14 protein-coding genes and 1 pseudogene are annotated in these 14,890 nt (G+C 31.4%); all 15 read left to right on the top strand.

Annotated features, from left to right (window positions below):
* The first annotated feature begins 125 nt into the window (after positions 1–125).
* Positions 126–575, top strand: a complete 450-nt coding sequence (locus EAG11_RS18165; protein ID WP_129540419.1) for a thioesterase family protein — start codon at positions 126–128, stop codon at positions 573–575.
* 34 nt (positions 576–609) lie between these two features.
* On the top strand, positions 610–1,749 hold the full coding sequence (locus EAG11_RS18160) for a beta-ketoacyl synthase N-terminal-like domain-containing protein (RefSeq protein WP_129540418.1): 1,140 nt from the start codon (positions 610–612) through the stop codon (positions 1,747–1,749).
* 116 nt (positions 1,750–1,865) lie between these two features.
* Positions 1,866–2,510, top strand: coding sequence for a 3-oxoacyl-ACP synthase (locus EAG11_RS18155; RefSeq protein WP_129540417.1), 645 nt, complete (start codon positions 1,866–1,868; stop codon positions 2,508–2,510).
* Between the two features lie 2 nt (positions 2,511–2,512).
* The gene (locus EAG11_RS18150; RefSeq protein WP_129540416.1) at positions 2,513–2,770 is read left to right on the top strand and encodes a phosphopantetheine-binding protein; all 258 of its coding nucleotides are present in this window, start codon (positions 2,513–2,515) and stop codon (positions 2,768–2,770) included.
* 191 nt (positions 2,771–2,961) lie between these two features.
* Positions 2,962–4,164 carry a beta-ketoacyl synthase gene (locus tag EAG11_RS18145; RefSeq protein WP_129540415.1) on the top strand — a complete coding sequence of 401 codons (1,203 nt, stop codon included), beginning with the start codon at positions 2,962–2,964 and terminating at the stop codon, positions 4,162–4,164.
* Positions 4,165–4,243: 79 nt separating this feature from the next.
* Entirely contained in the window at positions 4,244–5,305 is a 1,062-nt protein-coding gene (locus EAG11_RS18140; RefSeq protein ID WP_129540414.1) for a beta-ketoacyl synthase N-terminal-like domain-containing protein, read from the top strand.
* Positions 5,302–6,078, top strand: coding sequence for a polysaccharide deacetylase family protein (locus EAG11_RS18135; protein WP_129540413.1), 777 nt, complete (start codon positions 5,302–5,304; stop codon positions 6,076–6,078). The genes EAG11_RS18140 and EAG11_RS18135 overlap by 4 nt, the downstream gene beginning before the upstream one ends.
* Positions 6,068–6,703, top strand: a complete 636-nt coding sequence (locus tag EAG11_RS18130) for an outer membrane lipoprotein carrier protein LolA (protein ID WP_129540412.1) — start codon at positions 6,068–6,070, stop codon at positions 6,701–6,703. Before EAG11_RS18135 ends, EAG11_RS18130 begins: the two co-directional genes overlap by 11 nt.
* Positions 6,669–7,307, top strand: a complete 639-nt coding sequence (locus EAG11_RS18125; RefSeq protein ID WP_129540411.1) for a hypothetical protein — start codon at positions 6,669–6,671, stop codon at positions 7,305–7,307. Before EAG11_RS18130 ends, EAG11_RS18125 begins: the two co-directional genes overlap by 35 nt.
* A gap of 33 nt (positions 7,308–7,340) precedes the next feature.
* Complete coding sequence (locus EAG11_RS18120; RefSeq protein ID WP_129540410.1) at positions 7,341–7,949, top strand: porin family protein; 609 nt, start codon at positions 7,341–7,343, stop codon at positions 7,947–7,949.
* Between the two features lie 10 nt (positions 7,950–7,959).
* Positions 7,960–8,331, top strand: coding sequence for a 3-hydroxyacyl-ACP dehydratase (locus EAG11_RS18115; RefSeq protein ID WP_129540409.1), 372 nt, complete (start codon positions 7,960–7,962; stop codon positions 8,329–8,331).
* A 66-nt stretch (positions 8,332–8,397) separates the two neighbouring features.
* A pseudogene (locus EAG11_RS18110) lies at positions 8,398–9,584 on the top strand (DUF2062 domain-containing protein).
* A 102-nt stretch (positions 9,585–9,686) separates the two neighbouring features.
* Positions 9,687–10,955, top strand: coding sequence for an MMPL family transporter (locus tag EAG11_RS22475; RefSeq protein ID WP_242499198.1), 1,269 nt, complete (start codon positions 9,687–9,689; stop codon positions 10,953–10,955).
* Positions 10,956–11,182: 227 nt separating this feature from the next.
* Positions 11,183–13,369 (top strand): lysophospholipid acyltransferase family protein, encoded by a 2,187-nt coding sequence (locus EAG11_RS22470; RefSeq protein WP_242499197.1) that lies wholly within the window; start codon positions 11,183–11,185, stop codon positions 13,367–13,369.
* Position 13,370: 1 nt separating this feature from the next.
* On the top strand, positions 13,371–14,888 hold the full coding sequence (locus tag EAG11_RS18100; RefSeq protein WP_129540408.1) for an NAD(P)/FAD-dependent oxidoreductase: 1,518 nt from the start codon (positions 13,371–13,373) through the stop codon (positions 14,886–14,888).
* Positions 14,889–14,890: the final 2 nt, after the last annotated feature.

The following is a 14,890-nucleotide window of genomic DNA, read 5'->3' as shown; positions in this document are numbered from 1 at the left end:
AAGAATCTAACTAAATAGACCTCTTATTCTTTCTAGTTATACTTAGGAATGTAAAAAAGCCTTTTAAACCTGCTATATTTGCAAAAATAAACGATTGGATTTTACGAAGTCTATTCCCTTAGCGTATGATAAGAAAAAAAGAACAATATAACGAAGCTATTGCATTAACAGTTACCGAAGAAGTCAGAATTCGCTTTAATGAAACTGATGCCTTAGGGATTGTTTGGCATGGTTATTACATAACCTATTTTGAAGATGGTCGTGAGGCTTTCGGACGTAAACACGGGATTACATACACTGATATTGCTAAGAGTGGATATACAACACCTATTGTAAAATCAATTTGTGAACATAAATTATCTTTACGCTATGGCGATGTTATTCGAGTAGAAACAAGCATCGTAGATACACCCGCAGCTAAAATAATTTTTAGATTTAAAATTTTTAATTCTAATAATGAAATTGTTTGCACAGGCGAAACCGTTCAGGTATTTTTAAATAAAGAAGGGAACTTAATGCTTACCAATCCTCCATTTTATGAAGAATGGAAACGAAAAGTAGGATTGTTGAAGTAAGAACTTAAAAACTGGCAAGAATAAAAAACATAAAATGACAAGAGCAGCATACATCACGCAAACCAATTGTATCACACCATTAGGATTTGATGTTCCCTCGAACATTGATGCTATAGTTCATGGTCAATCGGGTATTCAATTGCATGAAAATCTCTCATTAATGCTGATTCCTTTTTATGCTTCTATTATAAATGATGACGAACTGAATACCGCTTTCGCAAAAGTTAGTCCAAAAACCAACTATTCGAGATTAGAGAAAATGATGCTATTGGCATTAGAACCAATAATCAAGAATTCTAAAATAGATTTAGATTCAAAGACAGCCTTTATACTTTCGACTACAAAAGGAAATGTTACTGCATTAAAAAAAGATTCACCTGAAAGTTTTCAGAATGCGTATTTACATACTTTGGCTCAAACAATAGCCGATTATTTTGGATTTAAAACCCAACCAATCGTAGTTTCGAATGCTTGCGTATCTGGGATTTTGGCCATTTCAGTTGCCAAAAGAATACTACAAAGCGAGCTTTACGACAATATTTTTATCGTTGCTGGCGATGAAGTCTCAGAATTTGTTTTGTCTGGCTTTAATGCTTTTCAAGCAATGAGTAGTTTACCATGCAAACCATATTCTTTAAACAGAACTGGTGTAAGTCTTGGCGAAGCTGCTGCTGCAGTTTTAATCTCTGCAAATCCGGCAACCGCAAAAATAAAAGTCGCAGGAGATAGTTCTATAAACGATGCCAATCATATTTCGGGTCCTTCTAGAACAGGCGAAGGTTTGTACCGAAGCATACAAAATGCCTTGAATGAAGCACAAATAATACCTAAGAATATTGATTATATTTCGGCACACGGAACCGCAACTTCTTTTAATGACGAAATGGAAGCTATTGCTTTCAACCGATTAGAAATGGGAACAGTTCCTGTAAATAGTCTGAAAGGTTTTTATGGTCATACCTTAGGCGCATCAGGCTTATTAGAAACCGTCATTGCGATTGAATCTGTACTTCAAAATAAGCTTTTCGTTTCATTAGGCTTTGATGAATTGGGCGTAAGTCAATCGATAAATGTTATTCAGAAAAACGAGGATAAAAATATCGAAACGTTCCTAAAAACAGCTTCAGGTTTTGGAGGTTGTAATACGGCTGTGGTTTTTGAAAAAGTGAAGTAACAGATAAACACGGATTCCACAAATTTTCACAGATTAATTCTTTAAGATTTGTAGAATTAAAAATAAACCTTTAATCTGTGTTAATCCGTGAAATTAGTGTTGTTAAACAAAAACAAATGACTCAAAACAAAACATACATATACGATTATTCTACGATTGAAAACAACGAAATTGTTTTGAATGGAACTTCTATATTCAAAATAGAACCTACGATTTTTGCTGACTTTTCAAAACAAGCGTATCGCAATTTTGACATTAATTATCCTAAGTTTTTCAAGATGGATTCTTTAAGTAAACTTGCCTTTTTAGGTGCCGAATTACTTTTGAAATCAGAAACAGAATTGAACCTGAGCGATACTGAACTCACAAAGCAAACAGAAAACAATACTGCTTTAGTCTTAGCTAATAAATCATCTAGTTTAGATACCGATGTAAAATATCAGGAATCCATATCCGATAAGGAAAACTATTATCCAAGTCCTGCAGTTTTTGTTTATACGTTACCAAACATTTGTCTGGGCGAAATTAGTATTCGTCATCAACTAAAAAGCGAGAATTCTTTCTTTATATTTGACGCCTTCAATTCAGAATTTATGACCAATTATGCCAATACGCTTTTGCAGACTAATAAAGCAGAAAGGGTTCTTTGTGGATGGGTTGAATTTTTTAATGAAGAATATAAAGCCTTTCTTTGCGTAATTGGTAAAGAAGAGAACCAAAAATATCAAAACGAAACGATAGAAACATTATATAATAAATAACAATGGACGCATTAAAATTAGAATTAAAAAATAAAATCATTACTGTATTAAACCTTGAAGATATTACACTTGGTGACATTAATGACAATGACCCTTTGTTTGGAGATGGTTTGGGTTTAGATTCTATTGATGCTTTAGAATTAATCGTTATTCTAGATAAAGATTACGGAATTAAATTAATTGACCCGAAAGAAGGAAAAGTAATTTTTCAATCAATCGAATCAATGGCGACATATATTGAAGCAAACAGAACTAAGTAGACTTTCTTAGACGACTTAGATAAAAGTATTGTCTAAAGTCTAAAAAATTAAAATAGTTTCAAGAAGCTTTGTCAAAGTTTAAAATAATAAATTGTTTGATTTTTAGACTATTCTCTTGTTTTTCATGACTTTTATCTAGAAAATCTAAGTAGTCTAAGCAAGTCTGAAAATCTAAGTAGCCTAAAAATCCAATGAACAAAGGAGTTGCTATAACTGGAATGGGAATAATCTCTTCAATCGGAAATTCGGTTGAAGAAAATTATATTTCATTAATAAATAACAAAGCTGCTATTACAACTATCGAGAACATTTCGACAGTTCATGCTAATAGTATTAAGGTTGGTGAAATAAAAAAAACCAATGCTGAGTTAATCGCACAATTACAACTCAGTAAAGAAAATAACTTTTCAAGAACAGCTCTACTTGGTACTATTGCAGCCAAAGAAGCGGTTGCAAATGCAGGAATCACATCAATTAATGAATATAAAACGGGATTAATTTCGGCAACTACTGTTGGTGGAATGGATATGACCGAAAAATATTATTATGACTATTTTGAAAATCCCGAACTAAGGAAACATATTATTAGTCATAATTGTGGAGATTCAACTCATAAAATTGCTGATGAAATTGGATTAAAAGGTATGATTACTACAATAAGTACCGCTTGTTCTTCGGCTGCAAATGCAATTATGCTTGGAGCACGATTAATAAAAACAGGAAAACTAGACCGTGTAATTGTTGGAGGGACAGATGCTTTGGCAAAATTTACAATCAATGGTTTCAAAACGTTAATGATATTATCTGATGGATATAATAAACCTTTTGATAATGAACGTAAAGGATTGAATCTAGGGGAAGCTGCTGCTTTCTTAGTTTTAGAATCTGATGAAATTATAAAAAAAGAAAATAAAAAAGTACTCGCTCGTGTTTCGGGTTATGGTAATGCCAATGATGCCTTTCATCAAACAGCCTCTTCCGAAAATGGTGATGGTGCTTATCTTGCTATGAAAAAAGCATTCGATGTTGCAGCTTTAAATCCAAGCGAAATAGATTATATAAATGTTCATGGAACAGCAACTCCCAATAATGATTTATCTGAAGGAAGAGCTATTCTTAGAATTTACAACGAAATACCTGTTCCCGATTTTAGTTCGACCAAACCTTTTACAGGACATACGCTGGCAGCAGCAGCAGCAATCGAAGCTGTTTATAGTGTACTTGCGATTCAGAACAATCTGGTTTTCCCAAGTTTAAATTTTGAAACTCCAATGCAGGAATTTAATCTAACGCCACAAACAACTTTAAAGCATAAAAATATCGAACATGTATTATCAAATTCATTTGGATTTGGCGGTAATTGTTCCACTCTTATATTTTCTAAAAACAGATGAAATCGCCAAGATTCCAAATAACATTTAAAATAAAGAATGGCGATTCCATATTGCTAAAAAAAACAAATACAATCTTCGTATGAAAAAAGTATATATAAATGGTACAGGTTGTCTTTCAGCCCAAAAAACATTCGATACTGTTTTTCTGGAAGAAGCAGAATGGAATAAAAACGACACTGTTTTATTTTTAAAAAAACCTGTTTACAAAGACTTTATTTCTCCAATTGCAAGCCGAAGAATGGCTAATGGAATCAAAAATGGAATCGTAGCTTCTGCTTATGCCATGAAAGAAGCCGATGTCACGAATATCGATGCTATTATTACAGGAACAGGAATGGGCTGCATCGAGGATTCAGAGAAATTCTTAAAAGCAATCATCGATAATAACGAAGAATTCTTAACACCTACTGCTTTTATACAATCAACTCACAATACCGTTGGAGCACAAATTGCCCTTACATTAGAATGCAAAGGATATAATTTTACTTATGTAAATGGTGCAATCTCTTTTGAGTCGGCTCTTTTAGATGCCAAAATGCAAATAGAAGAAAACGAAGCCAACTCAATATTAGTTGGTGGAGTTGATGAAAATGGTGATCATACAATATCTCTTTTTAAGTTGGCTGGTTATATAAAAGAAGACAGAGAAGAACCATACCAACTTTTAAACGAAACTACAAAAGGGTATATTCATGGAGAAGGAGCTTGTTTTTTTGTTTTAGAAAATGAAAAAAAAGAAACTACTTATGCTCAACTTGTAGATGTAGAAATTAAAAACGAACTACGAGAAGATGAAGTTGAATCTGAAATTATTGAATTTCTTAAATTAAATAAATTAGAAATTTCAGACATCGATGCTATCATCTTAGGCTTTAATGGAGATGTTACATTTGATTCTTATTATAAAATTTTAACGGAAAATGCTTTCGCGAATACGCCACAGATTTACTACAAACATTTATGTGGAGAGTATAACACCGCCTCGGCATTTGGGTTATGGACGGGCTCTAAAATTATTAAAACACAGACAATTCCAGATCTAATTAAAGTTAATTCAATAGAGAAACCTGCATATAATACTATTTTATTATACAATCAGTTAAACGGAAAAGAACATAGTTTTACATTAATTTCAAAATGATAACACACAAAAAAACTGCTGTATTTTTTATCCTCTTATTGCTTTTATTGCTTCTTACCAAACAATATATAGCAATCCATTTTTTGTGGTTTATTTTAATTGGAATAATCTGGTTGAGTATAGTAGCGATAAACTCAGCACAAATAAAATCCAACTATCATGTAAAGGCTTATTGTAGTAACCCATCGCTAACCGAAAATAAAATTGCCTTAACATTTGATGACGGTCCAAGCACAATCACTCTAGAAATTTTAGATGTTTTAAAAAAATACGATGTAAAAGCTACTTTTTTTTGCATTGGGAAAAACATCGAGAAACACCCAGAAATCATAAAACGTGTTTTATCTGAAGGCCATCAGGTTGGGAATCATTCTTATAGTCATTCTCCTTTTTTTGATTTTTACAATGCTAAAAAAATATTAGAAGAAATTAATAGAACCGATGTACTTCTGGAAAAATTTACTTCAAAAAAAATACAATTCTTCAGACCTCCATATGGTGTAACAACTCCATCAATTCGCAGAGCTTTACAACTAAGTGGTCATAAAGTAATTGGTTGGAGTATTCGATCACTTGATGGTGGTCTTAAAGATCAAAAAATCATTTACAATCGTATTATAAAGCGAATTTCTCCTGGCGGAATCGTACTTTTGCACGATACCGAAAAACATTCCGTTTTGGTCTTGGAACAGTTCTTGCAGTTCTTGCAACAAAACAATTATACCGTGATTTCGGTTGAAAACCTTTTGAATCTTAAAGCATATGAAGTCTAAAATATATTTATTCGTTATTATTCTGAACCTGTTCGTTTTGAATTCTTTCGCACAAGAACAGAAAATGTCCGACAGTGAAATCGCAACTTTCAAACAATCAGTTAATATCGTTTCTAAAAAAATAAAAACATTAAGTACTGATTTTGTACAGTATAAACATTTAGATTTTTTATCCAAGGATATCGAAACATCAGGAAAGATGATTTTTAAAGAGCCTAACTTATTGCAATGGCAATACAAAAAACCATATAATTATAGTATTGTTTTTAAGAACAACAAAATCTTGATTAATGACGAAGGTAAAAAAAGTGCTGTAGACATTGGAAACAGCAAAATCTTTGGCCGAATAAATAAGCTCATTGTAGGCAGCGTGAGTGGCGATATGTTTGACGATAAAGAATTTAGTATCAGCTATTTTAAATCAAAAAATCAGAATATTGCCAAGTTCATTCCAAAAGATGTAACTTTAAAGAAATACATTAAACAAATAGAATTAACTTTTGATAAAGAAGACGCTACGGTTGTTCAGGTAAAACTGCTTGAATCATCTGAAGATTATACTCGAATTGTACTTAAAAACAAAGTGATAAATGCAAAAATCGACGACTCCGTTTTTACTAATTAGTTGTTTTTTAGTCTGTTTTCTGTTTTCTTGTGGTCAAAAAGTTACGAGAAATTACACTCCAAAACCATTAGAAAAAACATCTTATGAAGCACCTTATTTTTCTAGTCCCGAAATTGATTATGTGTATAAAGCAAACATAACGGTTTATGGTCATGAATTATCAGGGATATTTATTGCCAAGAAAATAAATGACACTACTCATAGAGTTGTATTTACAACCGAATTTGGCAATAAATTGCTAGATTTTGAAATTTCTGAAACTAACTTTAAAGTCAACTCAATCGTATCCGAATTAGACCGAAAGATTCTTATTTCGACCTTAAAAAAAGATTTTCGTTTGCTTCTTAGAAAAAATTACTTGATTGAAAAACAATTTGAAAACCAAACCAATACTATCTACCAATCTAAAGATGGCAAACAATATAATTTTATTTTTTTATCTAAAGACAATCAAAAATTAGAGAAAGTAATTCATGCCTCTCAAACAAAAGAAAAGATAACTATTCATTTTAGTTCAGAAAATAATAATTTTGCAGAGAAAATTGAGATTTTACATCAAAATATAAAGTTGAAAATTGAATTGAATTATTTTAAACCTGAATAAAAACTTAAACTAATCATCCAAATTAAATCAAAAATGAGAAAATTAACCTTAATCGCATTTATATTTTTTATCGGCTTTATAAAATCTCATGCACAAGTAACCGTTAGCCCAGGAATTCGTGGTGGTTTAAATATTTCAAATTTTACCAATTTTGGATCCAGCAACCCAAAAACAGATTTTTATGCTGGTGGATTAATAGCTATAAAATTCAATAAATATTTTACACTTCAGCCAGAACTAACTTATACAAGACAAGGCGCAGAAGCTCGTGAATATTTATTAGGGTCAAGCAGGTCAAATAAAAGAACCTACGAATTAAATTATATTTCATTAGGTGCAGTTGCTAAATATCATTTTACTGGAGGCGGATTTCATATATTAGGTGGCCCTTCAGTAGATTTTAAAATTAATGACAATTTCCCTTCATATGATTACAATCCTGTTGGAGTTGACCTTGCTTTTGTTAGTGGTGTCGGATATACATTACCTAATGGTTTAACCTTTGAAGCGAGATTTAAACAAGGATTAATCGATATTTACGGATATGATGGAATTGATAATGGATACGATTACTACTACGATACTATTATTTTAAATCAAGTATTTCAAATTGGAATCACCTATACATTTAAAGTAAAATAAAAACACATCTATGGTTTTAAAAGACTTTTATAAAATACTGTCATTAGAAAACGCAAGTGGCTCTATATATGATGCTGTCATTTTAATAAATGACAAACATGATGTCTTCAAAGGGCATTTTCCAGACAATCCTATAATGCCAGGAGTATGTATGATCCAAATTATAAAAGAACTTTCAGAAACAATCACGCAAACTAATTTAACGATACAAACGCTTAGTAATGCAAAGTTTATGGCGATAATTAATCCAGAAGTTACTCCCGAATTGCGTTTAGAATTAGACATTACCACAACCGAGGATGGTTTAGTAAAAGTAAAAAACACGACTTATTTTAACGAAACAATTGCTGTAAAACTAAGTAATGTTTATAGAAAAATATAATTCAGAATCTAAACGTTTTCTACAACAGAAAAACAAACGATAAAGTAGTTAAAGAAAAATCACAAAATGAAACCTATTCTATCTCAAGAAGAACAGCTTGCTCAAACTAATTTTTGTGTTATTGTACCCACATACAACAATAACAAAACGTTGGAGAAAGTTCTTAATTCAATATTGATCTACACTAAGGATATTATTGTAGTCAATGATGGATCTACAGATAGAACAAGTCAAATTTTGGAAAATTTTCCAAACCTCATCCAGATTCATCATCCTAAAAACCAAGGAAAGGGAGTTGCATTACAAAACGGATTTAACAAAGCGATTGCTTTAAATTATGAGTATGCAATAACAATAGACTCAGATGGACAACATTTTGCTTCAGACATTCCTTCGTTCATTGATTTTATTCAAAACGAGCCAAATACTTTACTCATTGGTAGTCGTAATATGACACAAGAAAATGTGCCTAAAAAAAGTAGCTTTGGAAATAAATTTTCAAACTTCTGGTTTTGGTTTGAAACAGGAACACGTCTAGAAGACACACAATCCGGATTTCGATTGTATCCTTTGCAACTAATTCCTGAAAGGTACTATACAACAAAATTTGAATTTGAAATCGAGGTAATTGTGCGTGCTGCTTGGAAAGGAATTCCAGTTAAAAACATCCCTGTTAAAGTTTTATACGATCCGCTGGAGCGAGTTTCACATTTTCGCCCATTCACAGATTTTACCCGAATTAGTATTTTAAATACAGTATTGGTTATTATTGCACTTGTCTATATCAAACCAAGAGATTTAGTTCGAAAAATTAAAAAAAAGGACTTAAAAAATTTCTTCTCGAAGATATTCTGGAAAGCGACGAATCTAATTTTAAAAAATCAGCGGCCATTGCTTTAGGAGTATTTATTGGGATTTCACCATTTTGGGGATTTCAAACAGTATTACTTCTTTTTTTAGCCACATTATTTAAGCTCAATAAAGTCATTGCTTTTGTAGCCTCAAATATTAGTTTACCTCCTTTAATTCCATTAGTAATATATGGATCTCTAAAAATGGGAAGTCTTTTTATAGCAAACAATACTTCCTTAACACAAAATGATTCAATGGTTCTTTCTGACGTTTCAAAAAACATAACACAATATGTTGTTGGAAGTCTTATTTTAGCATCTCTAATGGCATTATTATTCGGATCAATAACCTACTTGGTCTTAACATTGTTTAGTACACCAAAAAATAAAATCAACAATTAAATTAAATATTTTGCCACAGACTAAAGGATTAAAAAAAATTATATTCGCAACGAGAGTAATCTGTGTGAATCCCTGTAATCAGTGGTTAAAAAAACAATAAGCATGCATCATTATTTCTACGCCATACATTTATTTGTAAATCGAAGAAAATCACTCTCGGTTTTTTTGGCAATCGCAGTGCTTTTTATATTTGGATTTTTTGCTTCTAAAATTAAATTTGAAGAAGATATTACCAAGCTTATTCCAACAAATGATAAGACTGATGTTACTGCCAAAGTACTAAAACAACTTAATTTTGCGGATAAGATTACTGTAATTTTTCAACTTGAAAAAGAGGGAACTGATGAAGACTTAAAAGAAATGGCTGCTGTTTTTACAGACAGTATTGCCAAAACTTGCAAACCTTATATAACAGCTGTACAAGGAAAAATAGATGAAGAAAACATCCAACAAACTATTGATTTTGTTCATAATAACGTCCCCCTTTTTTTAGATGATAACGATTATATAACTATTCAATCTAAACTACAAAAAGATAGTATTGAAGCAACTGTACAAGGAAACTACAAATCAATACTTTCTCCTTCAGGGTTTATCACCAAAGATTTTATATTACAAGATCCTTTAGGAATTTCATTTATAGCCCTAAAAAAATTACAACAATTAAATGTAGGTGATGATTTTACCTTAGATAATGGTTTTGTAATGACCAAAGACAAAAAGAAATTACTCCTGTTTATTACTTCTAATCTGCCTTCAAGCGAAACAGAAAAAAATTCCATTTTTGCTGCAAAACTCAATACTATAAAAGACAATTTAAATAAACAATTCAAAGCAAAAGCTTCAATTAGTTATTTTGGTTCGGCCCTTATCGCAGTTGCAAATGCCAACCAAATTAAAAGTGACATTGTACTTACTACAACTATTGCAATGATTACGCTAATGCTGATTTTGATTCTATTTTATCGAAAAGTATTTATCCCTTTAATTATTTTCCTTCCAACGGTATTTGGGGCGCTATTTGCGGTTGCATTTTTATATTTTGTAAAAGAACGAATTTCGGCTATATCATTAGGGATAGGCTCAATACTTTTGGGAATTACAATAGATTATTCCATTCATATCCTTACACATTACAAACATAACAGCGATGTAAAAACCTTGTACAAAGACATTACAATGCCTGTAATCATGAGCAGTTCAACAACTGCCGTTGCATTTTTATGTTTGCTTTTTGTAAAATCAGATGCATTAAACGACTTAGGGATTTTTGCTGCAGTAATCGTAATGGCTTCTGCATTTTTCTCCCTGCTCATTGTTCCACATTTATACAAACCAAAAGAAAATAATTCTGTTCATAAAAAAATGTAATTGACAGACTTGCTCATTTTTCATTTCATAACAATAAATTTCTAATTGGGTTTTGCGTTTTAATTACAATTATTTGTTGCTTTACATATAACGATGTTGGTTTTAATAATGATTTATCGCAATTAAACTTTGTTCCAAAAGAAATCAAAGCGGCTGAAAAAGATCTTGAAGAAAGCACAACAAGTTTAACTTCTAAAACAATTTATCTGGCTTCATACGGAAATAGTATGGAAGACGTTTTGCAAAAAAACAGTCAGCTTTTTGATGCTCTCGCAAAAGACAAACAACAAAATAAAATATTAAATTATAGTTCTGTAGGAGGAATTATGCTTTCGCAAAAGGAGCAAAAACAAAAAATAGACAAATGGAATTCGTTTTGGGATGCCAATAAAAAACAGCTTTTAAAATCTAAATTAATAAGCGAAGGTGCCAAACTTGGATTTAAACCCACTACATACACCGCATTTTTTGACCATCTTGATGCTAACTTTAAACCTATCTCCTATCAGGATTATTTAAAGATAAGTGCATTGCAATTACAGGAGTTTATTAGTGAGAAAAATGGATTTTTCACTATTTCGACATTAGTAAAAGTCGCACCCGAACAACGTGATCCTTTTGTAAAATCAACTTCTGTCAAAGATGGTTTATTGGCTATTGACCGCCAACAGATGAATGAAACTTTTTTTAGTACGCTTAACAGCGACTTCAATTCTCTTGTAAATTATTCTTTTGTTGCTGTAATTCTTATTCTGTTTTTCTTTTTCAGAAGAGTCGAATTGGTTATCATAAGTTGCATCCCAATTGCATTAACTGGAATTGTAACTGCTGGTATTATGGGGCTTTTTAATATCGAACTGAACATTTTCAGTATGATTGTATGCACCTTAATTTTTGGGCATGGTGTCGATTTTAGTATTTTCATGACTAGTGCATTACAGAAAGAATATACAACTGGAAAAAATGAAATTGCAATTTATAGAACATCAATTATCCTAGCTGTAATAACAACTATTCTAGGAATTGGCGCATTGATATTTGCCAAACATCCAGCCTTACAATCTATTTCGTCAATCTCATTAATTGGAGTATTTGCGGCACTAATCATTACGTTCATCTTTTACCCCATTTTGTTTAAACTATTTTTGTCTAATCGCCCTAAAAATGGAAAAGCACCATTTGAGCTTCGTTCTTTCATAAATGGAATATTATCATTTTTATATTACGGTCTTGGCGGCGCTTTAATGTCTGGTTTTTGCTTGACAATCATGAAAATTCTTCCTTTAAAAGAAGAAACAAAAATGAACGGTTTTAGATATCTGATTTCAAAATTCATGAAATCAGTCTTATATACCAATCCTTTTGTACGTAAAAAAGTAATTAATATTCATAACGAGGACTTCAAAAAACCTGCTGTAATCATTGCCAACCACTCTTCTTTTTTGGATATTCTGGCAGTTGGAATGTTAAGTCCAAAAATCATCTATCTGGTAAGCGACTGGGTTTATAACTCTCCTGTTTTTGGAGCAACTGTAAAAAAAGCTGGATTTTATCCAGTATCAGAAGGACTAGAAGGAGGTCTCGAACATTTGCGCAAAAAAATAGATGAAGGATATTCATTAATGGTATTTCCAGAAGGAACAAGATCTGAAAGCAATCAAATAAAAAGATTTCATAAAGGAGCATTTTATCTTGCCGAGCATTTTAATCTGGACATTGTTCCGATTGTAATTCATGGTACTTCCGAAGTCTTACCAAAAGGGGATTTCATTATATACGACGGCTCAATAACCGTTTCTATTCTTGACCGAATTACCTCTGAAAATCTTTCTTTTGGAAAGAATTATACCGAAAGAACGAAACAGATAAGCACCTACTTTAGATCCGAATTCAAAAAAATACGCGAACAACTTGAGGGTTCAGATTATTTCAAAAAAATGATTCTTACTAGTTTTGATTACAAAGAATTAGAAATAATAAATAATGTAAAAAAGAATCTAAATACCAATTTAGAAGCCTATTATTCGTTAAACAAATACATCAATTCAAAAGCCAAGATTTTACATTTAAACAATGATTATGGTCAACTTGATTTACTATTAACATTGCAAGAACCTCAACGAAAAGTTGATTCCTATACAACCGATGAAGAAAAACATGCAGTTGCAAAAACAAATTATATCGTTAAGAAAAGGGCCATCCACCATCTGGAAAATCTGAATCCTGCGTTACTAAAGCAATATGATGTAGTTCTAATTTCTAATGAAAATTATAGTTCTATAATCGAAGAAATAGTTACTGTATCTTCTTGCATAATTTTAATAAACAGCTCGAGTTTAAAAGACTCATTGCTTAATTTTGGTTATACTTGTACAAATAAAGAAGACAAAATTTTAGTCTTAAATAAAGAATAGCATGAAAGAACGTTATGATGTTGTCATCGTTGGGAGCGGTTTAGGTGGTCTCGTTTCGGCTATCATTCTTGCTAAAGAAGGATATAGCGTTTGTGTACTTGAAAAAAATAATCAGTTTGGCGGAAACCTTCAGACTTTTGTAAGAGATAAAACTATTTTTGACACAGGAATCCATTATATAGGAGGATTGAGTGAAGGACAAAACTTGCATAAATATTTCAAATATCTAGGAATTATAGATCATTTGAAATTAAAAAAAATGGATGAAGATGGTTTTGATATCATATCTTTTGAAAATGAAAACAAAGAATATCCACATGCACAGGGATATAAAAACTTCGTTAATCAATTATTAAAACATTTTCCAGAAGAAAAAGAAGCAATAGAAAATTATTGCAAAAAAGTAAAAGAAACCTGCGATTTGTTTCCCTTATACAATTTGTGCTGGGAAGGAAAATATGATACCGATATCTTAACTTTAAATGCCAAACAAACTATTGATTCCATAACTGAGAATAAACAATTAAGAGCTGTACTTGCAGGTTCTAATTTTTTATATGCTGGTATAGAAGACAAATCTCCTTTTTATGTACATGCCTTAGTTGTAAACTCCTATATAGAAAGCTCTTGGCGATGTATAAATGGAGGAAGCCAAATTACAAAACAACTCATCAAACAATTAAAAAAACACGGTGGAGAAGTTCATAAATACAAAGAAGTAATTCATTTTAACACCAAAAATAATGATGTAACCTCAGTTAAAATGAAAGATGGAAGCGAAGTTTCAGCAACTTATTTCATTTCTAACATTGAACCCAAAACCACTTTAAAAATGGTTGGTGAGGAAAATTTTAGAAAATCATTTTACAATCGCATTCAAAGTCTCGAAGGAGTACTATCAGCGTTTAGCCTCTACTTGGTTTTTAAACCCAAAACATTCAAATACATCAATCATAACTACTACCATTTTAAAAACAGTAATGAAGTTTGGACTGCACATGAATATGATGAAAATACATGGCCAAAAACATATATGGCCTCAATGAATGCATCCAAGGAAAAAGAAGAATGGGCTGATGGAATGACTTTTATTACCTACATGAAATTCGATGATTTATTACCATGGGCGAATACATTTAATACCACTGCAGAAAAAAATAATCGTGGTGAAAGTTATGATGAATTTAAAACTCGTAAAGCGACTAAATTTTTAAACGAGATAGAGATAAAATTCCCTGGAATAAAAGATTGTATTCAATCAATGCATACATCGAGTCCACTCTCTTATCGTGATTATATTGGTGGTCATAATGGCAATATGTATGGTTATATAAAAGACTCCAATAATCCGATGAAGTCATTTATTCCTTCCAAAACTAAACTTAATAACCTATATTTAACGGGACAAAGTATTAATATGCATGGTGTGTTAGGAGTTACTATAGGCGCTGTTATTACATGCTCAGAAATAGTTGGAAAAGAATATCTAGTAACTAAAATCAATCAGGCCTCTGAATAAAT

Source organism: Flavobacterium sp. 140616W15, from assembly GCF_003668995.1.
Taxonomy (GTDB): domain Bacteria; phylum Bacteroidota; class Bacteroidia; order Flavobacteriales; family Flavobacteriaceae; genus Flavobacterium.
Note: the sequence above shows the minus strand (reverse complement) of the source record. Positions and strands in the feature narration are given on the sequence as shown.

Bases quoted from the DNA above. Each gene is read 5' to 3' on its own strand.
- EAG11_RS18165 (WP_129540419.1), top strand. From the start codon at position 126: ATGATAAGAAAAAAAGAACAATATAACGAAGCTATTGCATTAACAGTT.
- EAG11_RS18160 (WP_129540418.1), top strand. From the start codon at position 610: ATGACAAGAGCAGCATACATCACGCAAACCAATTGTATCACACCATTA.
- EAG11_RS18155 (WP_129540417.1), top strand. From the start codon at position 1,866: ATGACTCAAAACAAAACATACATATACGATTATTCTACGATTGAAAAC.
- EAG11_RS18150 (WP_129540416.1), top strand. From the start codon at position 2,513: ATGGACGCATTAAAATTAGAATTAAAAAATAAAATCATTACTGTATTA.
- EAG11_RS18145 (WP_129540415.1), top strand. From the start codon at position 2,962: ATGAACAAAGGAGTTGCTATAACTGGAATGGGAATAATCTCTTCAATC.
- EAG11_RS18140 (WP_129540414.1), top strand. From the start codon at position 4,244: ATGAAAAAAGTATATATAAATGGTACAGGTTGTCTTTCAGCCCAAAAA.
- EAG11_RS18135 (WP_129540413.1), top strand. From the start codon at position 5,302: ATGATAACACACAAAAAAACTGCTGTATTTTTTATCCTCTTATTGCTT.
- EAG11_RS18130 (WP_129540412.1), top strand. From the start codon at position 6,068: ATGAAGTCTAAAATATATTTATTCGTTATTATTCTGAACCTGTTCGTT.
- EAG11_RS18125 (WP_129540411.1), top strand. From the start codon at position 6,669: ATGCAAAAATCGACGACTCCGTTTTTACTAATTAGTTGTTTTTTAGTC.
- EAG11_RS18120 (WP_129540410.1), top strand. From the start codon at position 7,341: ATGAGAAAATTAACCTTAATCGCATTTATATTTTTTATCGGCTTTATA.
- EAG11_RS18115 (WP_129540409.1), top strand. From the start codon at position 7,960: ATGGTTTTAAAAGACTTTTATAAAATACTGTCATTAGAAAACGCAAGT.
- EAG11_RS22475 (WP_242499198.1), top strand. From the start codon at position 9,687: ATGCATCATTATTTCTACGCCATACATTTATTTGTAAATCGAAGAAAA.
- EAG11_RS22470 (WP_242499197.1), top strand. From the start codon at position 11,183: ATGGAAGACGTTTTGCAAAAAAACAGTCAGCTTTTTGATGCTCTCGCA.
- EAG11_RS18100 (WP_129540408.1), top strand. From the start codon at position 13,371: ATGAAAGAACGTTATGATGTTGTCATCGTTGGGAGCGGTTTAGGTGGT.